Raw genomic sequence first — 21375 nt, 5'->3', positions numbered from 1 at the left:
TTGGTCCGGGCCGGGCCCGTCGGGATTAACTAAGTGTCACCCACGCGAGGTAGCCGAGGATGGCGGCCCCCCCCGCTGCGAAACTGACGATATACAAGGAGATTCTTCCTGCGGTCCAGCGTCCGAACCAGGTACCCGTGGCGCCGACTCCCTGCGCCAACCGGTCCAGCGAATCGTCGATGACCCCTTCATCCATGCGCTGCCAGAGGAAACCGGAAAGGGCGGCGTAGGGACGGATGAAAAGCAAGCGGTAGAGGTCATCGAAGTGCCAGGCGTGGAAGAGGAACGAGGTGAGTGCCGACGGGTTGTCCGCCTCGGCGATCCGCTTCGCCCGGGCCTTGCCGGAGAAGGCAACGTGCGCCGCGGCAAGACCGGCCAGGGCGAGCGCTCCGGCGATGGCCTGGAGGACGATTTCAGTTGCCTGCGGCGCTTCGGCGGCCTTGCCCCCGGCGAGGTTGGCAAAGAAGTGCCCGAGGAAGCCGCCGCCCAGGTAGCCGGGAAGATCGAGCACCCCGCCGCAGAGGCCGAGCAGGGCGAGCGGTACCAGGACCAGTTCCATGACCTTGAGTTCCCGGCTGCCGTGGATATGGGCGTTTGTTTCCCCGCCGAAGACGAGGTAGACCAGCCGGAAGCTGTAGAAGGAGGTCAGGAGCGCGGTGATGAGCGCCAGCACGTAGAGCGCCTGGTAGAGGGGAACCCCTTTGAGCCAGAGCGCGCCGATGATGCTGTCCTTGCTGAAGAAACCGCCGGTGAGCGGGATGCCGGCAAGGCAGGCGGAGCCGGCCAAAAAGCACCAGAAGGTGACCGGCAGCGAGCGGCGCAGCCCCCCCATCTTGAAGATGTCCTGTTCGTGGTGCATCGCCGTGATCACGCAGCCGGCCCCGAGGAACAAAAGCGCCTTGAAGAAGGCGTGCACCAGCAGGTGGAAGGTAGCCGCGGTGATCGCGCCGGCGCCGACGCCGAGCATCATGTACCCGATCTGGCTGATGGTGGAGAAGGCGAGGACCCGCTTCAGGTCGCGCTGTGCCACCGCGCAACTGGCGCCGTAGAAGGCGGTGATGCCGCCGGTGACGGCAATGGCCGAGGTGACCACGGCGGAGCCGCCGAAGAACGGGAACATCCGGGCCAAAAGGTACACCCCGGCGGTGACCATGGTGGCGGCGTGGATCATGGCCGAGACCGGGGTCGGGCCGGCCATCGCGTCGGGAAGCCAGACCTGCAGGGGGACCTGCGCTGATTTTCCCATGGCGCCGATCAGAAAGAGGACCCCGATGGCGGTCACCACCCCGCCCGGGATCAGGAAGGCCATGCCGTTTAGCTGCACCATGGAGAAGGTGCCGAAAAGCTGGAACAGCCACGCGATGCCGATGACCAGGGCGGTGTCGCCGATCCGGGTGGTGATGAATGCCTTGCGTCCGGCATCGGCGTTGGCCTTGTCCTGGTACCAGAAACCGATCAAAAGATACGAGCAGAAGCCGACCCCCTCCCATCCCAGGTAGAGAAGCGGCAGGTTCTCCGCCAAAAGCAAGGTCAGCATCGCGAAGACGAAGAGGTTCAGCAGGGCGAAGAAGCGCGGGTAGTCACCCTCCTCCGCCATGTAGAAGACCGAGTAGATGTGGATCAGGCCGCAGACGAAGGTCACCATCACCGCGAGGGATAGGGAGAGCGGGTCGAGGTAGAGCGAGAGCGGCGCGCCGAGGTCGAAGGCGGTGATCCAGGGCGCGAGGTTCACCGTCAGTGGCGCGGTATAGGATGCCGCGGCAAGGGCGGCGCAGACGAAGCCCCCCCAGACGGTGGCGCAGATCAGGAATTCCAGCAGGCGGCGCGGCAAAAGCCGGCCTGCCAGCGCGGAGGTGAGTCCGCCGGCCAGGGGAAGCAGGAGCATGATGGCGAGGTAGAGCTTCATCCGGTCACCCCTTCATGCTGTCGAACACGTCGGTGTTCACGGTTTTTTTGCGGCGGTGCAGGTAGACCACCATGGCAAGCGCGAGGGAGACCTCGGCCGAGGTGAGCGCCATGATGAGCAGGGCGAAGAGTTGGCCGTCGGCGACCCCCCAGCGGGCGGAGGCTCCGACGAAGACCAGCATGACGGCGTTCAGCATGATCTCGATTCCGATCAGCATCATGATCACGTTACTGCGCCAGGCCACGGTGCAGCCCAGACCCATGGCGAAGAGCAGGGACGCGAGGATGATGACGTGTTCCAGCGGGATGCTCATCTGCGCCTCCCGAGGTAAAGAGCCCCGACCAGCGCGAAGAGGAGCTGCATCGAGATGATCTCGATGGCGGCGCCGTAGCGCTTGAACAGGGTAAAGGAGAATTCCTGCACCGAGATCCCGGCGAAGGCGTTCAAGGGGGTAGCGGCGCGGGAGGCGAGGACGCCCATCGACCCGGTGATGACCACCAGCAGCAGGATGGCGGGGCACCAGTCGTAAAGCTTGGGAGTCTGGATCTTTTCCGGCTTGCCGAGGTCCAGCATCATGATGACGAACAGGAACAGGACCATGATGGCGCCAGCGTAGATGATGACCTCGAACGAGGCGACCATCGGCGCGCCGAGGAGATAGAAGATCAGCGCCAGCGCGAAGAACGAGGTGACCAGGTACACGATGGCGTGGACCCCCTGCCGCGCGGTAATGGCGAGCACGGTGCCGACGAGCGTCACCGCAGCCAGTATGTAAAAGACAATCGTTTCCATCGTGCTCCAGGGAAAAAGCAGTTTAGGTCGTTCAGAGTTCAGAGTTAAAGGCGTGAGTTGGTGAAAGTGTTGCCCATACTCGACGTAACAGCAGACCCTCAACTTTGAACTCTGAACTTTGAACGGCATTTGGTTTACGGCAGGATCGTTCTCACGTCCACCGGCGGATGTTCGTCGGGATTGGCGCCGCGTGGGGTCACGACGCCAATCCCGGCATGACGGTAAAAGTTGTAATTCGGGTCTTTTCCGGTCCCGTCGATGAGGAGATCTTCCTTCTCGTACAGCATGTTCATCACGTCCCGCTTGCAGGGGAACATTTCCGAGGACATCTGGATCGCCAGCGTCGGACAGGCTTCCGCGCAGAGCCCGCAGAGGATGCAGCGGGCGAAATTGATTCGGAACCAGGCGGCGTAGCGGCGTCCATTGGGTGTCTCGGCGGCGGCCATGGAAATGCAGTCGACCGGGCAGGCGCCGGAACAGAGATAGCAGGCAACACACCTCTCCTCACCGTCGGGATCGCGGGTCAGCACGATGCTGCCGCGGAACCGCTCCGGCATGGGGCGTTTTTCTTCCGGGTACGAGACCGTGACCGGCTTCCGGAAGATGTGGCTGAACGTGATCGCCAGCCCGGTCAAAATCGCCTGTATGTCGCTGAGAAGGGACATCTTTTCTCCTCACCCCGGGATAATCACTGCGGTTTCAGCGCGTCGATCAGGATCTTCAGGGTCTGGGGGTGTCGGTTTTGTTCGGCATAGGCCAAAGCGGTGCTCCCGGCATTGGACAGGGCGAAGGGGTCCGCCCGGAAAAGGAGCAGGGTCCGGATGGTCTGGTCGCAGCCGTAGTTCGCGGCAAGCATGAGCGGGGTATGGCCGTCGCGGTCGCGGGCGTCGACCATCGCTCCGCCCTGAATCAGGGCCTGCACCACGTCGGCCCTGCCGTTGGCCGCCGCGTAATGCAGGGAAGTTTTCCCCTTGTCGCTGCGGGCATTGGCGTCGGCTCCCCGTTCCAGCAGCGCTTTCACCTCCGCCAAATTCCCCTCCCGGGCCGCGACCATCAGTGACGTGTGTCCGTACCGGTCGATGGTGTCAACATGCGTGATTCTCTCTCCAGCTCCCCCTGCCATCATCTTGTCCATTGACAGATCCCTCCTCTTGCTGAGTTGCGGTGATGGCGTCGGATCATCGCAGGGAAAGCCACCACCCGGTGACGAGAATATTGACCAGCGCAAGCGGTGTCAGAAATTTCCATCCCAGGTGCATGAGCTGGTCGTAACGCAGTCGCGGCAACGTCCCTCGAACCCAGATAAAGAAGAAAGAGAAAGCGGTTACCTTGACGAAGAACCACACGATCGGGGGAAGCAGCGGTCCGCGCCATCCCCCCAGGAAGAACAGGGACGCGAGCGCCCCCAGGCCGATGATATTGATGTACTCACCGACGAAGAAAAGCCCGAAGCGCATCCCGGAGTACTCGGTATGAAAGCCGGCGACGAGCTCCCCCTCCGCTTCGGGAAGATCGAAGGGGATGCGGCGGCATTCGGCGAGGATGCTCACCAGGAAGATCACGAAGGCGAGCGGTTGATAAACGATGAACGGCATCTCCGCCTGGGCGTTCACGATGTCCGACATGCGCAGCGACTTGGCGAGCATGACCACCGGGACGATGGAAAGTCCCATGGAGAGTTCGTACGAGATGAGCTGGGACAGCCCGCGGATGCTCCCCAAAAGCGCGTACTTCGAGTTGGAAGCCCAGCCGCCGAGAGCGACCCCGTACACGGCAATGGCGGAGAGGGCCAAAAAGAAGAGGATGCCGACGTCGAGGTCGGTGACCTGCATGCTGACCCGGTGCCCGAAGATGGTTTCCGGTGCTGCCAGCGGAATGATGGCAAAGGTCAAGATGGCGGGGATCGAGGCCATTGCCGGCGCAACGGCGAATAGAACCCGGTCGGCGGCAGCCGGGATCAGGTCTTCCTTGGTCAGCATCTTGATCAGGTCGGCGAGCGGCTGCAGCATTCCCTGGGGGCCGACTCGGTTCGGCCCCTTGCGGTCCTGCATCCAGGCGAGAATACGCCGCTCCGCGAGCACCAGGTACGCCGCGAGGGTGAGGATGATGAAGAAGAGCACGGCGATCTTGGCGAGCATGAGCCCTATGTCGATGGCGTCCCAGGTCATTGAAGATCCATTGTTACCCCCTCCTTGGCAGAAGGGGCTCCCTCCCCTTCAAAGGGAGGGACGATTGTCATAGATGATTGACGCTAACGCCTCATCCTGCGAGTAGCTCTGCCGGAAGCCTCATCCCCGGGCCTTCCGGGTCGATGTGCTTGAGCGGCGCCCATTTCCCGGCGTACGGTTCGGCCGCCGGCTCGCCGGTCAGCTTGAAGATCAGCTCGGCAACCAGCATCCAGGCGCTGCGGGTATCGCCACCGGGCGCCACGGCCCGGTGCACCCGCGGCGGATGCGCCGGCGGCTCCGCTTCCTGGCTCCCATAGTAACGGGCGGGAAGGCCGCGCAGCGGCAGGCCGGTCTTGTATGCCTGCCGGTAGCGTTGCGCGCGTCCTTCGTAGTTGATCCAGGTCCCCCCAGTCTCGGCCCACGCGGAGGTCGGGAGAAAGACGGAGGCAGGTTCGGCGGCCCCGTTGTTGCGCCAGTCGGCGGCGGCGAAGAAGGTGAGTCCCTGGCGCAGCTCTTCGGGGAGGTCCGTCTCCAAGGCCAGGATTCCCTTCACCTTGCCGGAAGCTATCGCCTCCCGCAGGGGGACCGCCCGGTATTCACGGGCAAGGAGTGCGGCGCCGAAGCTGTTCGGTCCCGGCTGGAGCAGGACGAACTTGACTCCGGTCGGGACTGCCTCCAACCCCTTCAGGTCAGCGAACCCGGCACCGGCTACGACTATTCCCCGCTTCGCTTCGCCCAACGGGACATCTGCCAGCTCCGGAACCACCTGTACCTGGAACGGGAGGCGCTCAAGGTTAAGCGCGGTCAGATGCGGAGCCACGAGGTAAACCTTCGCCCCCTTTACGAAAGCCTGCCGGATCGCCAGGGCGATCATCGGGGACTCCTCCATCAGATCGCACGGGAGGATGGCGATGAAGTCCGCCTCGCGAAGCTCCGCCTGCGATGCGGCCATCCCGGCCGGGACCCACTCCACCTTCGACAGGCTCAGTTGCGCCTCGGCCGGGTCGATGAAGTAGCAAAGGCGAACGCCCTTGTAGCGTGCCGCCAGCTCGGCGAGCAGGATTCCGGCTTCCAGCGAGAGGCGCGTCGACCCGACCAGGGCGAGGCTGTCGGCCCCGTGGCTCTGGACGAACTCCCGCAGCCGGGTGGCCAGGGCGTTGAGGGCGGCTTCCCATTCGACGGGGGATCCGTCAACCAGCGCCTGGCGCGGTCGGAGCGGATCGTTGAGATCGCTCTTGTCGAACCGGGCCCGGTCGCAGATGAACCAGCCGTTCACCTCGTCGTTGCGGCGCGCCACGATCTTGATCACCTCGCGGTGGTAGGCCTGGGGAGACAGGTTGCAGCCGGCCGAGCAGTGCGGGCAGATCGACGGGGCGTACTGGTAATCCCAGTAACGGGCCCGGAAGCGTCCGGTCTTGTCGGTGAATACCCCGGTCGGGCAGATGTCGACCAGGTTGCCGGAAAAGGGGGACTCCAGCGGCCCGTCATCGAAACGGCCGAAGTAGACTCGTCCGGCACAGCCGGTGACCCCGAAGTCGGTCCCTCCCGCGTACTCCTGGTAGAAACGGACGCAGCGGTAGCACTGGATGCACCGGTTCATCTCGTGGTAGATCCCCTCGCCCAGGTACTGGTTCACGTGGGTCCGCTTTTTCCCCTGGTAGCGGCGGATGCCGTGGCCCCCGGCGATGGTGAAATCCTGCAGCAGGCACTCGCCCCCCTCGTCGCAGACCGGGCAGTCGTGGGGATGGTTGATCATGAGCCACTCGATGACCAGTTTGCGCATCTTGAGCGCATCCGGATCGGTAGTGGAGACCACCATGCCGTCCTGGGCGGGGAGCGCGCAGGACATCTGGATCCCTTTCACCGGGCCGTCCAGCATCTTGACGGCACAAAGCCGGCAGGCGGCGGCGATGGCGAGGGCCGGGTGGTAGCAGAAGTGCGGGATGGTGATCCCGACGCTGCGGGCGGCCTCCAGCACGCTGGTCCCGGCGGGGACTTCCACTTCTATGTCATCGATGATCAGCTTCGGCATGAGGGACCTTCTTCGGAAGGATCGGTCGGACGGCACCGATCGGCCGGATCTTTCTTGATTACCCCTTCAAGGGGCAACGTTTCCTGGTTATGTGCTCCCGCACCTCGTCCTCGAAGTTCGCCAGCAGGCCGTCCAGCGGGGACATCGCACCGGGGGCGAAGGCGCAGAAGGCGTAGGAGAGAAACCGGGTATGGTCGCGCAGCAGGTCCAGGTCCCGTTCTTCCCCTCCCCCCCGCTCGATCCGCTCCAGGATCTCCTTGACGAACTGGAGCCCCTCCCGGCACGGGGTGCACCACCCGCAGGATTCGCGGGCGAAGAATTTGATCAGGTTGAGGGTCGCCTCCACCAGGCAGTGCCCCTCGTCAAAGACGATGATGGCGCCGCTCCCCAGGCGGGAGCCGACCTTGACCACGGGGTCGAAGTCCATCGGGACGTCCAGGTGCGCCTCGGAGAGAAACTGGGTGGACGCGCCGCCCGGAATGCAGGCCTTGAACTTCTTTCCCGGTTTCAATCCGCCGCAGGCCTGGTCGATGATCTCGCGCAGCGGCGTGCCGATGGGAAGCTCGATGCAGACCGGATTCACTACGGAGCCGCTCACGCAGAAGAGTTTGGTCCCGGCCCCTTCCGGGTTGCGGGCGAGTCCCTTGAACCAGGCCGCGCCGTTGGCGATGATGGCCGGGACGTTGGCCAGGGTCTCCACGTTGTTGACCACCGTCGGGCCGCCCCAAAGGCCTTTCACCGCGGGAAACGGCGGCTTTTGCCGCGGATTGGGGCGTTTGCCTTCCAATGCGTTGATCAGCGCGGTTTCCTCGCCGCAGATGTAACGACCGGCGGAGAGGTGGAGATCGATGTCGCAGGAAAACTCCGTCCCCAGGATCCGTTCCCCGAGGAGCCCGGCTTTTTTTGCGGCGTCGATCCCCGCCTGGAGGTTCGCCGCGGCCGTTTCGTAGTCGCGCCGGAGGAAGATGAAGGCGTGGCGAACACCAAGGGCGTAACTTGCCAGCGTTACGCCCTCGATGAGGCTGAACGGGTTCTTTTCCAGGAGCACGCGGTCCTTATACGTACCCGGCTCCATTTCGTCGCCGTTGCAGATCAGCCAGCGCGGACCGGGAAGGTTGCGCGGCACGAACGACCACTTCTTGCCGGTAGGGAAACCCGCCCCTCCCCTGCCGCGCAGGCCGGAGTCGATCACGGTCTGCTGCACCTCGTCCGGCGTCATTGCGGTGAGGGCCTTTTTGAGCGCGTCGAAGCCCCCCTCGGCGCAGTACTCCTCGAAGGTGACCGAGCGGTCGGGGCGGTTATGTCTGAAGAGGACCTGTTCCATCTATGTTTTCCTGTCAAGCATCAAACCCCATCCTCACCCTGTCCCTCCCCTTGAAGGGGAGGGGACGCTTTTGGCGAGGGAGGATGGCTATCAGCAGCATTTTGCCCCTCCTGACCGCAAACTCCCTCTCCTTCAAGGAGAGGGAGTTTGCGGTCAGGAGGGGGGGCCGTGACGCATCTTATCGTTCCTTTTCCAAAATCTGGTCCACCTTCTCCGGCGTGAGGTTCCCGTAGAAGGTCTCCCCGATCACCATCACCGGGGCGTCGCCGCACCGGCCGAGGCAGCAGCAGGGGACCAGGGTGAACTTCCCGTCGGCACTGCTTCCTCCCAGCTCCACGTCGAGCCGCTTTTTGAGATGCTCGATGATGCCGTCACAGCAGCCGCTCCAGCAGGAAATCGAGTCGCAGACCTGGATCAGCTTTCCCGTTACCGGGCGCCGATAGATCTTCTCGTAAAACGTCGCCAGTTCCTCGACCTGCAAAGGGGAGAGTCCGAGCAGCTCCCCCGCCTCGCCCACCGCCTCGTCGGTCAGCCAACCGTAGTGCCGCTGCAGTTCCTTCATCACGTCGACCGCCGCCTCGCGCGGGGTGATCGCCGTTTCGACCCGCTGCTGCAGGGATTTTTTGAGCTGCTCCGAAATCATCGTCAGTAATTGCTCCGTAACTGTTTTGGAGGAGACGGGCTCCGACTGGTGCCAGTCCCTATTTTCCTGCTCTCACTCACCTTGTCTGCCGCAGGCTCGTGCTGCCGCGCGGGAAGGAGGAACGCTCAGTTCAAAAATCTTCCCGCTGCGTACCTTGGCGACCTCTGCGGTGCTCGCTTTATCAGGCCCGCTCTACCGGTCCAGGTCTGCGAGGACGAAATCGATCGACCCGATGATCGCCAAAAAGTCGGAGACCAGCCAGCCGCGGCTCATGATCGGCAGCGCCTGGATGTGCGGGAAGCTCGGCGTCCTGATCCGCATCCGGTACGCGGTATGGATGCCGTCGGAAACGACGAAATAGCCGTTCTCTCCCTTGGGAGCCTCGATCGGCGCGTAGCATTCCCCTTTGGGAGGGGACATGCCGCGGGTGGAGTTCACGAAGTGGTGGATCAGGCTCTCGATGTCGTTCAGGGTGTCCCGTTTCTGGGGGAGCACGTAGCGGTAGTCGTCGGAGATGTAGCGTCCGTCCGGCATCCCCTCCATCGCTTGGCGGACGATCGAGATCGACTGGCGCATCTCCTCCATCCGCACCAGGTACCGGGCGAAGCAGTCCCCCCCTTCCGCGATGGCCACCTCGAACCGGAACCGGTCGTACCCCTGGTAGGGCATTTTCTTCCTCAGGTCCCAGTCAAAGCCGCAGGCGCGCAGGTTCGGCCCGGAAATCCCCCATTCCAGGGCCTGGTCCAGAGTGAGCGCCGAGACCCCCTTGAGGCGGGCCTTGAAGATCGGGTTTTCGGTGAGGAGCCGGTCATACTCGTCGATCCGCGAAGGGAGCCAATCCAGCACCGCCTGCACCTTTTCTTTCCACTGCGGCGGGAGGTCCTCGGCGACACCGCCGATCCGGAACCAGGCGGGATGCATCCGGCCGCCGGTAACCAGCTCGATCACGTCGAAGATCTTCTCCCGGTCGGTGAAGGTGTAGAAGACCGGGGTCATGGCGCCGATGTCGGCGGCAAAGGTGCCGAGCCAGACCAGGTGGTTCGCGATCCGGAAAAGCTCGGCGAGCATGACCCGGATGTGAAGCGCCCGCTCGGGCACCTTGATGCCGCAGAGGGTCTCCACGGAGTTCACGTAGGCTAGGTTGTTCTGCACTCCGGCGAGATAGTCGATCCGGTCCGTGTAGGGCATGAACTGGTGCCAGTTCTGGCGCTCCCCGATCTTTTCGGCGCCACGGTGGTGGTAGCCGATGTCGGTGTCCATGTCGACGATCTCTTCGCCGGAGAGCTTGAGGATGAAGCGGATGACCCCGTGGGTGCCGGGATGCTGGGGACCCAGGTTCAGGACCAGGGTTTCCTCGTCGACCCGGTCGAAGAAGTCCCCCGCGGGGACCGCATGGTGCCGGTGCGCTTCCTCGAAGGTGTACGGGGGGAGTTCGGTGGCCCGCGAGGGGTGCTCCTTGCGCAGCGGGTGCCCTTCCCAGTCGTCGGGCATCAGGATGCGGCGCTGGCTCGGGTGCCCGGAAAAGGTGAGGCCGAACATGTCGAACACTTCGCGCTCGTACCAGTTGGCCACCGGGAAGACGGGGGTGACGCTGGGGAGCTCCGGATAGGCGCCGTCCAGCTCGGTCTTGATCCGGATCCGTCCGGGGGTGTCGAAGCAGGTCAGGTGGTAGTTGACGGTGAAGTCGGCGAAGCGGCTCCGGTCGCGGCGCATCGATTCGTCGGCGCAGGCGATGTCCTCCAGGCGGCGGAAGGGATTCACCGACCGGGTCTTCAGGTGGCGCAGCACCTCCGGGAGAAGCCGGGCCGGGACCCGGTAGGTCGGCATGTCGGCGGCATCGCGGTCGTAGCGGACCTCATTGCCGAAGGCGGCTTCCAACTCGCCGTCCAGCTTGAAGTCGGGGAAGTCGACCTTGGGCTGGGGGGGGCGCCACATCTCATCGGAGCGCGGTGCGGCGAAGTACGGGTGCTGCATCTCGCTGCCGCGGATGGCGATCGCCTCCATCCCGGTGCCCCGGGTGTCGCGCGACTTGGTCACGGTGTCGACCAGGATCGGGGCCGTGGTCCCTTGGGTGCCCCCCTCAAGCCCCAGGACCGGGCGGGCCGGGCGCTCCTGGGTCCGGATTTTCTGCTGCAGCTCGATGAGCCCCTGCAGGAACGATTCGGGGCGCGGCGGACAGCCGGGGACATAGACGTCGACCGGGAGGATCTGGTTCACCCCCTGGACCACGCTGTAGACGTCGTACATCCCGCCGGAGTTGGCGCAGCTCCCCATGGAGATCACCCATTTGGGCTCGGCCATCTGGTTGTAAAGCCTCAGGATGCTCGGAGCCATCTTCTTGAAGACCGTCCCGGCGATCACCATGAGGTCCGCCTCGCGCGGGGTGCCGCGCAAAACCTCGGCGCCGAAGCGCGAGACGTCGTAGCGGGAGGTGAAGGAGGTCATCATCTCGACGAAACAGCAGGAGAGCCCGAAGAACATGGGCCACAGCGAGTTCGCCCGACCCCAGTTGATCATGTCGTCCAGGGAGGCGAGGATGATGTTGTTGGGGATTTCTTCGTTCAAGTCGGCTCCGGAAAAATTAAAGCCGCCGCAACCGGATCATCCTTCGCTGCGGCGGGAACATGGTTTTGTCTGATGTGCTGTTCGCGGGCGGTCAGGTCGGCCATTGCCTCCCCTTGCGCGCCGCCGAGGGACCCCAGTCGAGCCCCCCCTTGATCCAGAGCCAGGCGAGGCCGAGCATGAGGACTACGATGAAGACGGTGATGTGAATCAGGCCGGGGAAGCCGAGCCGATCCCAGGCGGTGGCCCAGGTGAAGATGAAGGCGCCTTCGACGTCGAAGACGATGAAGAAGATGGCGATCAGATAGAAGGGGACTTGAGAGGCGTGACGTGCCGATCCGGTGGGAACGATCCCGGATTCGTAGGGAATTTCCTTGTCGCGGAAGTGTTTGCGGGACCCAAGATAATAGGCGGCAGCAAGCAGCGCGCCGATGAGGAAAACGGCGATGAAGGTGTAGATGGCGAGGGGAAGCAATTCGGCTTGTTCCGCGGTGACCGGCATGTGTTCCTTTCCCATTAAGATGACTGGCGTTAGGGGCCACCCTAATGTAGCGTAGAACCTTTACATGTCAATACTGGAGCGGGATTCCGGGAAACTTTATTGTATACCGTACGCGACAATACCGGCCGTGATGGCGGTGAGTTCATTAATGGAGTCTCCGGAAGGCGGAGATGTCCACTGATAACACAAAAATAAAAAACAAAAAACTACTTTATTGGTGTCGGTTAGCAAAAGAATCTGTTTAACAGCTGCTGTTTATTTGCTGGTCTGCCGGTAATCCCTCACGTCATCAATATTTTGCTCTTCAGGATCAGGATCTCGAAGGCCAGGGCGGCCTTTTCCATCAGACGGTGCAGTTCCAGCGCTTTCGGCCCGAGCACTCCGGGGGGGCCTTGCAGGACCAGGAGCGCTACGGTGCTGCCGCGGATCACCAGCGGAACCACCAGGATCTCGTCCGGCCCGCCTCCCCCCAGTACATCCCGCACCCGGGCGATCTCCGGGGAGCCGCCGAAGCCGAGCAGGCAGCTTCGATGCTCGGCGGCACGGGCAAAGAGTGGGGCCTCGGAAAGCGGCAGTTCGAGTAAATGGAACCCGGGCACGGCAGCCCCGGCGCTCTGCGCCAGCCACCCGACTGCCTTCCCCCGTTTCAAAAGGAACAGGGCGACCCGGCTGCACTGCCGCGTCGCGTACTCCATGATGAGCTCGGCGATGGCCTGGCGGTCGGGCGCTCCGGAGGCGCCTCCTCCTCGATAAAACCCATCTCGATGAGGTTGGTCCCGAACTTGCCACCGAAAATGGCCTGCTCCTTGAGGACTTCCTCGAGCTGGCTGGCGGTCAGTTTCCCTGCCTGGATCAGTGCTTCGCCCAGCTTCACGGCGCGGACCTCCTGCAGATGCGCTTTTTAAGGGAGAAGGCTCACTACGGTGCGCCCGCGGTGCTTGCCGGAGAGAAGGGCGGGGAAAACCTCCTCGAGCGCCTCCATGGGGCAGAGCTCGGCCGACGCCAGCGAGCGCTCCGGTCTCCAGCGCGTTGCCAGGCGCTGCCACACCTCGGCCCGTGCCGGCGCGGGAGCTTCGGCGGAATCGATCCCGGCCAGGGTCACCCCGCGCAGGATGAACGGGAACACGTTGATCGGAAGATCGGGGGACCCGGCCAATCCGCAACAGGTGACGGTGCCGCCGTAACGCGTCGATTTGATGGCGGCGGCGAGCAGGCTCCCCCCGACCACGTCGATGGTCCCGCTCCAGCGCTCCTTGAGCAGCGGGCGCTCCGCCCCGGCCAGCAGTTCGTCGCGCCCGATCACCTGCCGGGCCCCGAGCCCGCGCAGATACGGCTCTTCGTCGAGTTTCCCGGTTGCCGCCACCACGTGGTACCCCGCCCGCGCCAGAAGCTCAACCGCCAGGCTCCCCACCCCGCCGGTGGCGCCGGTCACCAGGATTTCGCCGGTCTCCGGCGTCACCCCCGCCTGTTCCAGACGGTAGAGGGAGAGTCCCGCGGTGAGTCCGGCGGTGCCGAGGATCATGCTTTCTTTGAGGGTTAACGATTGGGGGAGCCGGACGGCCCAGGAGGCAGGGACCCGGACGTATTCGCCGTAGCCGCCGGGGATATTCATCCCGAGGTCGTGGCCGGTGACGATGACCGCATCGCCGGGGGCGAAGGAGCCGTCGCTGCAGCTCACCACCTCTCCGGCGGCGTCGATGCCGGGGGTGTGGGGGTAGCGCTTGGTAACCCCGGGGCGCCCCAGGGCGGAGAGGGCATCCTTGTAGTTGACCGAGGAGTAGTGGACCCGCAGCACCAGTTCCCCTGCGGGCAATTCATCGAGGCGGCGGGTGGTGATTTTCCTGGTGAAGTTGCCGGCGGAATCCTGTTCGACCAGTAAGGCGCGGAAATGCTCTGGCATCATCTCTCCCTCCTTGGGCAGGTGTCGGTGCGGTCGGGCCTGCATCTTATAACCAAAGAAAGGATCTGTCACCAGATTCCGTGAGGCGGGGGCGTCCGGGAGCCCGGACGAGGGGGGGGAGGAAACTACTTGTCGAAATACCAGATGACGCTGAACAGGTGCATGTTCACCCCGGGATTCTGCCGGCCGTTCAGGTCCGCGTTGGACATGTGGTGGAACCGGTAGCCGACGCCGATCGGGCCGGCCACCCTGAGGTTCAGCCCGATGTGGGTGACGAACTGGAGATTGCCGTTGAGGTCCCGTCCGTCGTAGACGTCCTGGGAGATGAAGGCGAGGTTCACCCCCCCGTCGAGTTCGAGCGGCACTCCCGGGCTTTCCAGGCTCAGCCCCGGTCCCATCGTGGCGATGAAGCCGTAACGGCCGGACCCCTGCAGCATTCCCATCGAGCCGTTGGCCTTGGTATTCAGGCGCCAGCCGCCATGTTCGCCCAGCCCCCACGGCAGGAGATAGGCGACGAACCCTTCGTACTCGCGGAGGGCGCCCTTCCCGGTGGCATTGATCCCACCGCGCCCGCCGACGTACTCCCAGCTCCCTTCGCCGGCACGGGCCGGGGCGGGGAGCGTTGCGGTGCCAATGATGACAAGCAAATAAAGGAGCGAGACGGCGTATCTCATGAGTAAATCCTTCTTTTGGGTTTTAGATTGACACATAGGTTACTGGGAGCCGGTAAAACTTCAACCTTTTTTTCTCCCCCTGGCATCGGCCACGGGCGCAAAATAGAGGAAGCCGGGGGCTGATCTACGCGAACCCCGGGCCACAGGAGGAAAAGGTATGAAAGCCATCATCGTGCGCCAGCTCGGCGAGCCCGAGGTCATGCGGATCGAGGAGATCCCTGATCCGGTGCCGGGGCCGGGTGAGGTGCTGGTACGGATACGCGCCGCCGGGGTGAACCCGGTGGACTGTTACATCAGGTCCGGCCTGTATGCGGGGCGGGCGGAGCTCCCGTATACGCCGGGAATCGACGGAGCGGGGATCGTGGAGGCGGTCGGGGCGGGGGTCACGCACCGCAAGGTCGGGGAACGGGTCTACCTCTCCTGGCCTTTGACCGGTACCTATGCGGAAAAGGTCCTGTGCCGCGAATTCCAGACCCATCCGCTGCCGGAGCGGGTCAACTTTGCGCAGGGGGCCGCGATCGGCGTTCCCTACGGCGCTGCCTACCGGGCCCTCTTCCAAAGGGGGCACGCCGTCGCCGGGGAAAGCGTCCTGATCCACGGCGGCAGCGGCGGAGTCGGCACGGCCGCCATCCAGCTGGCGCGCGCGGCGGGGCTGCGGGTGATCGCCACGGCCGGATCGGAGAAGGGGCTGCGGCAGATCCAGGAGCTCGGGGCGCACGTCGCCCTGAACCACCACGATCCCGGCCACCTGGAACAGGTGCGCGAGGCGACCTGCGGCCGGGGGGCGGACCTGATCCTGGAGATGCTCGCCAACGTCAACTTGAGCCACGACCTCGGGATCCTGGCGCGCGGGGGGCGGGTCATGGTCATCGGGAGCCGGGGCCGGGTCGAGATCGATCCGCGGGAACTCTTGGGGGACGAGCGCTCCATCGTCGGGATCACGCTGTTCGGGCTGAGCGAGGCCGACAGCCGCAGCATGCACGCCGCCTTTATTGCCGGACTGGAGACCGGGACCCTGCGGCCGGTGGTAAGCCGGGATTTCCCGCTCTCGGACGCGGCACGGGCCCACCACGAGATATTGGAGACGAGCAGTTTCGGAAAGCTAGTGCTCATTCCGTAACCGTTCATACAGAGGAGGTTGAGGACGGAGTGAGTGTACCTGGGTCTTGTGACAGTACGGTATCGGCAATGGTATGATACAATGACAGTGTAATGGCAAGGTACTGTCTGTCTCAGGTCCTTCCGGCTCTTTGCCGGAACGGAGAAGAGGCCATGAAAAAGAGAGACGTTCTGCTGCTGATCTTTTCCCTCTGCGTTACCGCGACCCTTGCCGTCGCGCACGTCAGTCGCACCGTTATCGCGACGCTCGACCCGGACGGTGTGCAGCGGGTAGCGATGACCGGAGGGAGTTACTACTTCGATCCGGACCGGATCGTCGTGAAAGTGAACCTTCCCGTCGAACTCAAGGTAAGGAAGGAACCGGGGTTGGCGCCGCACGACATCGTCTTGAAGGCCCCCGAAGCGGGGATCGACGTCAGCGCCAAGCTTACCGAGGAGCCGACGGTGCTTGCCTTCACCCCGCGCAAAACCGGCGTTTTCACCTTCTATTGCGACAAGAAGCTCCTCTTTTTCGAAAGCCACCGCGACAAGGGGATGCACGGGGTGCTCGAGGTGGTGGAATGATGCGGCGGATCGAGACGCCGCCGCACTGCGATGCTGCTTCCTGGAATACCTGCCAGTATGGTCAACAGGTCAGCCCTGGGCAGGGGGCGTAAGGGAGGTAGGCCATGCAGGGTTACGAACTGATCAAGAAAATCGACACGGACCGGCGGGAGCATCCGGAGCGGATGTTCATCAAGTGGTGGCGCAATGAGGAGGACTTCATCGACTTCGACCTGGTGACCCGGTTCATGGACGGCTATGCCTACGGAACCGAGATCAGCGGGTTCGAACTGATCGGGATGGACGAGATGTGGCGGGCGGTGGAGAGCCGCAGCAAGGGGAAAGCGACGCGGACCAAATCGGGCGACGACTGGGTGGTCCGGTGGACCCCCCCCGAGGGTGCCGAGGACGTCGATTTCAAGACCGAGTACCCCTACACTCCGGAAACGCTGCTCAAGGTGCTTGACGCCGAAACCGGCGACAACTACGTCGACTGATCCCGACGCACAAGGATCAACTGCAGGTCCATCACGTTGGTCCCGGTGGGACCGCACTTGAAAAGCGCCCCCGCTTTCTCAAGGAACGGGTAGGCGTCGTTGCCGGCGAGACGCGCGGCGGGGTCCATTGCGCCGCGCCCCGCGCGAGCAACCGTGGCGCCGTCAACTATGGCTCCGGCTGCATCGGTCGGACCGTCGATCCCGTCCGTGCCGGCCGACAGGAGGGTGATCCCTCCCTCCCCGGCGACCTCCAGCGCAAAAGCGAGCGCCAGCTCCTGGTTGCGCCCTCCCTTCCCTTTCCCGACGACCGTCACCGTCGTTTCCCCGCCACTCACCAGGCAAAGCCCCCGATCCACCGCCAGCCGCGCCCGTTGGCACCGAGCCCGGTCTGCCAACATCCGGCCCGCGACGCGCGCCTCCCCGGTCACCGGTGCTTCGGTTACCTGGACCAAGAGCCCCAAGGCCTGTGCCTCGGCGGCTGCTGCCGTGCGCGCCGTGCCGTTGCCGGCGGCGATGACCGTGGTGACCCGGGCGAAGAGCGGATCACCCGGCTTGGGGGTCTCGGGGATGCGCCCCGCCGCCCCATCGATCAGGCGCTGCCGGACCGCCTGCGGCACCCGATCGGTGAGCCGGTACTTTTCCAGCACCGCTTGGGCATCGGCAAAGGTGGTAGGATCGGGGTTGGCGGGGCCGGAGGCGATGACGTCGGGGCGGTCGCCGACCACGTCGGAAAGAAGGAGCGCCACCACGGTGGCCGGTGCCGCGATCCGGGCCAACTGCCCCCCCTTTACCGTGGAGAGATGCTTGCGCACCGTGTTCAGCTCCAAGATATCGGCTCCGGCCAGCATCAAAAGCCGCGCCGTCTCCTGTTTTTCCTCGAGCGTGATGCCGGGTGCGGGAGTGGTGAAAAGAGCGGACCCGCCCCCCGAGACCAGGAGCAGGAACAGGGTGTTGGCGTCCGCCGCGGCCGCGAGCTCCACGATGCGGCGCGAGGCGGCGACGCCGGCGGTGTCGGGGTGCGGGTGGCTTGCCGTGGCTACCTCGATCCGTTGCGGGAGATCGGTGCGTTCGCTGCCGTGCGGGACGATGACCAGGCCGGCGCTGATGGCGGGGCCGAGGATCGCTTCGGCCGCCCGCGCCATTCGGAGGGCCCCCTTGCCAAACCCCGCCACGACCACCCGCTGGAACGCACCGGTCTGCAGCCGTTCCCGCACCTTTTCCAGGTGCGGTAGGCAGGCACGATAGGGATCAACCGCGGCAACTGCGGAGCGAAATATCCGTTCCAGGATCTGGCGGTCATCCATCGGTGCGCTCGTTGCCGTCAGCCCCTGGTGAGCCCGGTCAGGAATTCGAGAACCTGGGTCGGGTGCTCCGACGCCTTGGCCACCTTGGCCCAATGTTTGAGCACGGTCCCCTCCGGAGAGATGACTACGGTGGACCGGATGGTGCCGACGGTCTTCTTGCCGTACATGACCTTCTCCCCGAAGGCGCCGTAGGCGGCCAGGACGGAGGTGTCGGGATCGGAGAGGAGCGGGTAGGGAAGCTGGTAGGTCTCGCTGAACTTGGCGTGGGACTTGAGCGAGTCCTTGCTCAACCCGACCACGGCGGCGCCCAGCTGCTCGAACTGCGGGTGCAGGTCGCGGAACCCGACCGCCTCGCTGGTGCAACCCGGGGTGCTGTCTTTGGGATAGAAGAAAAGGACCAGGGTTTTTCCGGCCCAGTCGGCAAGGGAATGGGTTTTCCCGTCGCTTCCTTCCAGGCGGAACTGCGGTGCGGCTTGACCTTCCAGGGACATGGAATACCTCCAAGGTGATGAGTGCCAGGACATAGTAGCGGTTGCCGCCTGCCGGCAAATCGGCTATGCTGCAGCGGTTTTTACTTTCGGGAAAGGTTGGACGGGATGAACGCTGGCTTCACAGCTCCCCTGGGGGGAGAGCCGCTGTACCATTTCGCCGGGATCCTGGTGGTGATCTGCCTGGCGGTGCTGCAGGCGCAGGTCGGGAGGGCGGGAGCCCTCTGGCAGATCATCTGGGCGCTTCCCGGCACCCTGCTGCACGAACTGTCGCACCTTTTGGTTGCCGCGGTAACCGGCGGCCGCCCGGTCGGGTTCACCATCTTGCCACGTCGCGAGCCGGAGGGGGGATGGATCCTGGGATCGGTTACCATCAGCAACCCGGGGCCCATCTCGGCGCTCCCGTCGGCGCTCGCCCCGCTGGGGCTCAACCTCGCCGGATATTTCGTCTTCACCCAGTGGGGGCGCTGGTTTGCCGACGATCTTCCCTGCACCCTGCTCCGCTACCTTGCCGTCTATCTCTTCGCCTACAGTTCGCTGCCGTCCCGGCGCGACCTTTTGGTGGCGCTTTCCAGCCCGCTCGGGGTGGCCCTTTACGGCGGTGGGGCGCTGTTGCTCGGTGCCTATCTCTGGTCGGTCTGACCCTAAATCTTTTGGGAAAGCCTCTGGAACTCCTTGCCGGAGCGCACGATGCAGTCTTCGATCGCCATCCCGGCGAAGTAGTTCCCGGTCACGAATAGGTTCTGGCCGGCCAATGCCCGGTCGAGTTTCGCGATGAGCTGGTGGTGTCCGACCACCGGGGAGGGGAGCCGGCTGTCCCGGGCCACGTTTTGCTGTAGCGCGTCCCTTTTCACCTGCAACACCTGGGCGATCCGCAGGAGTTTCTCCTCGTGCCCCAGCCGTCCCGACTTGAAGTGGAAACTGAAGCCGCGGTAGCCGGGGTCAAGCAGGGTGTCGCGGGAGACGGCGGAATAGAAGCTGTCGTCGATGGCGATCAGACCGGCCATCGGGGGAACCTGGAGCAGCTCCTTGCGGACGGCAACCCCCACCGTCTCGATCTCCTCGACCTTGATCCCTTGCAGGACCGCCGCCGCATCGGGTGCGACCTCGGCGCAAAGCCGGGCGGCATCGGGGGGTGGGGTGGCCAGCACCAGGCGTTTCGCCTCGAAACCACGCCCGTCGGCGAGCTCGATGGCGTAGCCGTCGCCGTTTTTGGCCACGCGGGTGATCTCGGCGCCGGTCACCACCTCGAGCCCGGCCGCGATCCGGTCGGTGATGGAGGAGAGTCCGTCCTTGAGGGTGTAGCTTTTGATGACGTCCTTTCTGCGGGGGCGCTTGTTGAAGAGCATGTCGGCGGGAAAGTCGTTCGCCCGCTGCGAGATGACCGCGTTGAAGGCGGGGGCGAAGACGTTCTCGAAGTTCTTGGCCCCGACGATGCGGGAGTAGTAGGAAGCGACGCTCTCACCCTCCTTCTTCAAGGAAAACAGGCGCCAGGCCGAGGTGAAGAGTTCCAGGAAGGAGAGCTGGGAGGTGATGGAGCAGATCTGATCCCCGACCAGCATCTTGAAGGAGACCTTCTCCCGGCCGACGATCTCGCCCATCATGCCGAGCGATTCCATGATCCGGATCAGTCCGCCGTAGGAGTTGTAGCAGGTGTGGGCGCCGAGCTCGAGCCAGAAGCCGTCGGCAAAGCGGTGGGAATGGAAGCAGCCGCCGCTGCGCTCAGCCCGTTCCAGGACGAGGGCTTCCAGCCCCGCCTCCCGGGCGTAGCGTGCCAGGCTCAACCCGCTGATTCCAGCACCGATCACCACCACATCGTAGTTCTTCATCCGGCACACTCCGTTTCAGACTGTATTAATTATCGACCATCCATCACGATCGTGTTTATATGCCGTTAGCTCGCGCCTTGTCAACTGTTTACAACGGTTGACAAGGGAGGACCCACAGATTACATTCAGGGAAACCAATGACTTGAAAGGACGTACTATCATGGCGGAAAAGGATTACTACGAAATACTCGGTCTGAAAAAGGGGGCCTCGGTCGAGGAGATCAAGAAGGCGTACCGGAAACTGGCCGTTAAATACCACCCGGACAAGAATCCGGGGAATAAAGAGGCGGAGGAACGCTTCAAGGAAATCAACGAGGCGTACGCGGTCCTTTCCGACCCGAAGAAGAAGGAGCAGTACGACCAGTTCGGCTCGTCCAACTTCCACCAGAAGTTCTCCCAGGAGGACATCTTCCGCGGCTTCGACGTCGGGGACATCTTCAAGGACATGGGTTACGGTACCGACGACATCTTCTCCCGCATCTTCGGCGATGCCATGCGCCGCAACCGCGGCGGGGCCGGCGGCATGGGGGGGATGGGCGGTATGGGCGGCATGGGCCGCGCCAAGGGTGAAGACTACAACATGGACGTGAAGGTCTCCTTCCGCGAGTCCTACGACGGCACCGACAAGCGGGTCGCCTTCATGCGGGACGGCAAGCGCGAGGAGCTTTCGGTGAAGATTCCGGCGGGGATCGAGAGCGGCGCCAAGCTCAGGCTCGCCGGCAAGGGGGGCGCCGGGCGCGGCGCCGCCGCGGGGGATCTTTACCTGACGGTCACCGTGGGAAGCGATCCGCATTTCACCCGGGAGGGGGACGACATCGTTTTGAACCGCGAGGTCCGTTTCTCGGAGGTGGCGCTCGGGGGGGCGATCGAGGTCCCGACCATGGAGGGGCCGAAACGGATCAAGATCCCGGCGGGGATCCAGCCCGGGACCAAGATCCGGCTCAAGGGGCTCGGCTTCCCCAAGGGGGGTGGCGTCCGGGGCGACATGTACGTGAAGATCGGCGTGCAGGTGCCCGAGCGGCTGACCGCCGCCCAGCGCGAACTTTTGGAGCAGCTCGCCAAGGAAGGTCTGTAAAAAACATTCAACTCCGC

The 21375-nt window shown here is 64.1% G+C and carries 23 protein-coding genes; 5 read left to right on the top strand and 18 right to left on the bottom strand.

All coding sequences use genetic code 11. From position 1 onward, the window contains the following. Positions 1-25 precede the first annotated feature (25 nt). From nuoL to JFN93_RS13225, 15 genes are all read right to left on the bottom strand, one after another. Positions 26-1906, bottom strand: a complete 1881-nt coding sequence (nuoL, locus tag JFN93_RS13295) for an NADH-quinone oxidoreductase subunit L (RefSeq protein ID WP_199384578.1) — start codon at positions 1904-1906, stop codon at positions 26-28. A 4-nt stretch (positions 1907-1910) separates the two neighbouring features. After that, on the bottom strand, positions 1911-2219 hold the full coding sequence (gene nuoK / locus JFN93_RS13290; RefSeq protein ID WP_199384577.1) for an NADH-quinone oxidoreductase subunit NuoK: 309 nt from the start codon (positions 2217-2219) through the stop codon (positions 1911-1913). After that, positions 2216-2698 carry an NADH-quinone oxidoreductase subunit J family protein gene (locus JFN93_RS13285; RefSeq protein WP_199384576.1) on the bottom strand — a complete coding sequence of 161 codons (483 nt, stop codon included), beginning with the start codon at positions 2696-2698 and terminating at the stop codon, positions 2216-2218. The genes nuoK and JFN93_RS13285 overlap by 4 nt, the downstream gene beginning before the upstream one ends. A gap of 134 nt (positions 2699-2832) precedes the next feature. Then, the gene (gene nuoI, locus JFN93_RS13280) at positions 2833-3363 is read right to left on the bottom strand and encodes an NADH-quinone oxidoreductase subunit NuoI (RefSeq protein ID WP_199384575.1); all 531 of its coding nucleotides are present in this window, start codon (positions 3361-3363) and stop codon (positions 2833-2835) included. Between the two features lie 23 nt (positions 3364-3386). Further along, the gene (locus JFN93_RS13275) at positions 3387-3833 is read right to left on the bottom strand and encodes an ankyrin repeat domain-containing protein (RefSeq protein ID WP_199384574.1); all 447 of its coding nucleotides are present in this window, start codon (positions 3831-3833) and stop codon (positions 3387-3389) included. 43 nt (positions 3834-3876) lie between these two features. Further along, positions 3877-4866 carry an NADH-quinone oxidoreductase subunit NuoH gene (gene nuoH / locus JFN93_RS13270; RefSeq protein ID WP_199384573.1) on the bottom strand — a complete coding sequence of 330 codons (990 nt, stop codon included), beginning with the start codon at positions 4864-4866 and terminating at the stop codon, positions 3877-3879. Positions 4867-4957: 91 nt separating this feature from the next. Next, complete coding sequence (locus JFN93_RS13265; protein ID WP_199384572.1) at positions 4958-6898, bottom strand: molybdopterin-dependent oxidoreductase; 1941 nt, start codon at positions 6896-6898, stop codon at positions 4958-4960. 58 nt (positions 6899-6956) lie between these two features. Beyond that, positions 6957-8222, bottom strand: coding sequence for an NADH-quinone oxidoreductase subunit NuoF (nuoF, locus tag JFN93_RS13260; RefSeq protein WP_199384571.1), 1266 nt, complete (start codon positions 8220-8222; stop codon positions 6957-6959). Between the two features lie 178 nt (positions 8223-8400). After that, entirely contained in the window at positions 8401-8865 is a 465-nt protein-coding gene (gene nuoE, locus JFN93_RS13255; RefSeq protein ID WP_199384570.1) for an NADH-quinone oxidoreductase subunit NuoE, read from the bottom strand. Between the two features lie 192 nt (positions 8866-9057). Continuing rightward, complete coding sequence (locus tag JFN93_RS13250; RefSeq protein WP_199384569.1) at positions 9058-11430, bottom strand: NADH-quinone oxidoreductase subunit B/C/D; 2373 nt, start codon at positions 11428-11430, stop codon at positions 9058-9060. A gap of 91 nt (positions 11431-11521) precedes the next feature. Next, entirely contained in the window at positions 11522-11929 is a 408-nt protein-coding gene (locus JFN93_RS13245; protein WP_199384568.1) for an NADH-quinone oxidoreductase subunit A, read from the bottom strand. A 281-nt stretch (positions 11930-12210) separates the two neighbouring features. Next, positions 12211-12624 (bottom strand): GAF domain-containing protein, encoded by a 414-nt coding sequence (locus tag JFN93_RS13240; RefSeq protein ID WP_199384567.1) that lies wholly within the window; start codon positions 12622-12624, stop codon positions 12211-12213. Next, positions 12576-12803 (bottom strand): hypothetical protein, encoded by a 228-nt coding sequence (locus JFN93_RS13235; protein ID WP_199384566.1) that lies wholly within the window; start codon positions 12801-12803, stop codon positions 12576-12578. Before JFN93_RS13235 ends, JFN93_RS13240 begins: the two co-directional genes overlap by 49 nt. Positions 12804-12830: 27 nt before the next feature. Continuing rightward, the gene (locus JFN93_RS13230; RefSeq protein ID WP_328753935.1) at positions 12831-13832 is read right to left on the bottom strand and encodes a YhdH/YhfP family quinone oxidoreductase; all 1002 of its coding nucleotides are present in this window, start codon (positions 13830-13832) and stop codon (positions 12831-12833) included. A gap of 122 nt (positions 13833-13954) precedes the next feature. Beyond that, complete coding sequence (locus tag JFN93_RS13225; RefSeq protein WP_199384565.1) at positions 13955-14503, bottom strand: acyloxyacyl hydrolase; 549 nt, start codon at positions 14501-14503, stop codon at positions 13955-13957. 157 nt (positions 14504-14660) lie between these two features. Between JFN93_RS13225 and JFN93_RS13220 the strand changes: the two genes are divergently transcribed. The 3 genes from JFN93_RS13220 (at position 14661) to JFN93_RS13210 (ending at position 16662) form a co-directional block, all read left to right on the top strand. Next, on the top strand, positions 14661-15623 hold the full coding sequence (locus JFN93_RS13220) for an NADPH:quinone reductase (protein ID WP_199384564.1): 963 nt from the start codon (positions 14661-14663) through the stop codon (positions 15621-15623). A gap of 152 nt (positions 15624-15775) precedes the next feature. Further along, a complete protein-coding gene (locus tag JFN93_RS13215) occupies positions 15776-16186 on the top strand; it encodes a cupredoxin domain-containing protein (RefSeq protein WP_199384563.1) in 411 nt (136 codons plus the stop codon). Positions 16187-16290: 104 nt separating this feature from the next. Continuing rightward, positions 16291-16662, top strand: coding sequence for a hypothetical protein (locus JFN93_RS13210; protein ID WP_199384562.1), 372 nt, complete (start codon positions 16291-16293; stop codon positions 16660-16662). On the opposite strand, the gene JFN93_RS13205 is transcribed toward JFN93_RS13210, so the two are convergent. Next, on the bottom strand, positions 16650-17966 hold the full coding sequence (locus tag JFN93_RS13205) for a glycerate kinase type-2 family protein (RefSeq protein WP_199384561.1): 1317 nt from the start codon (positions 17964-17966) through the stop codon (positions 16650-16652). The two genes, JFN93_RS13210 and JFN93_RS13205, sit on opposite strands and share 13 nt — an antisense overlap. A 17-nt stretch (positions 17967-17983) precedes the next feature. Further along, entirely contained in the window at positions 17984-18457 is a 474-nt protein-coding gene (locus tag JFN93_RS13200) for a peroxiredoxin (protein ID WP_199384560.1), read from the bottom strand. Positions 18458-18562: 105 nt separating this feature from the next. Here JFN93_RS13200 and JFN93_RS13195 point away from each other — a divergent pair, with 105 nt between their 5' ends. Continuing rightward, a complete protein-coding gene (locus tag JFN93_RS13195; RefSeq protein ID WP_199384559.1) occupies positions 18563-19096 on the top strand; it encodes a hypothetical protein in 534 nt (177 codons plus the stop codon). A gap of 2 nt (positions 19097-19098) precedes the next feature. On the opposite strand, the gene JFN93_RS13190 is transcribed toward JFN93_RS13195, so the two are convergent. Next, positions 19099-20283 (bottom strand): protoporphyrinogen/coproporphyrinogen oxidase, encoded by a 1185-nt coding sequence (locus JFN93_RS13190; protein WP_199384558.1) that lies wholly within the window; start codon positions 20281-20283, stop codon positions 19099-19101. Positions 20284-20443: 160 nt separating this feature from the next. Here JFN93_RS13190 and JFN93_RS13185 point away from each other — a divergent pair, with 160 nt between their 5' ends. After that, on the top strand, positions 20444-21358 hold the full coding sequence (locus JFN93_RS13185) for a DnaJ C-terminal domain-containing protein (protein ID WP_199384708.1): 915 nt from the start codon (positions 20444-20446) through the stop codon (positions 21356-21358). The last annotated feature ends 17 nt before the right edge of the window (positions 21359-21375 follow it).

It is taken from the genome of Geomesophilobacter sediminis (assembly GCF_016458275.1).
Classification (GTDB): Bacteria; Desulfobacterota; Desulfuromonadia; order Geobacterales; family Geobacteraceae; genus Geomesophilobacter; species Geomesophilobacter sediminis.
Note: the sequence above shows the minus strand (reverse complement) of the source record. Positions and strands in the feature narration are given on the sequence as shown.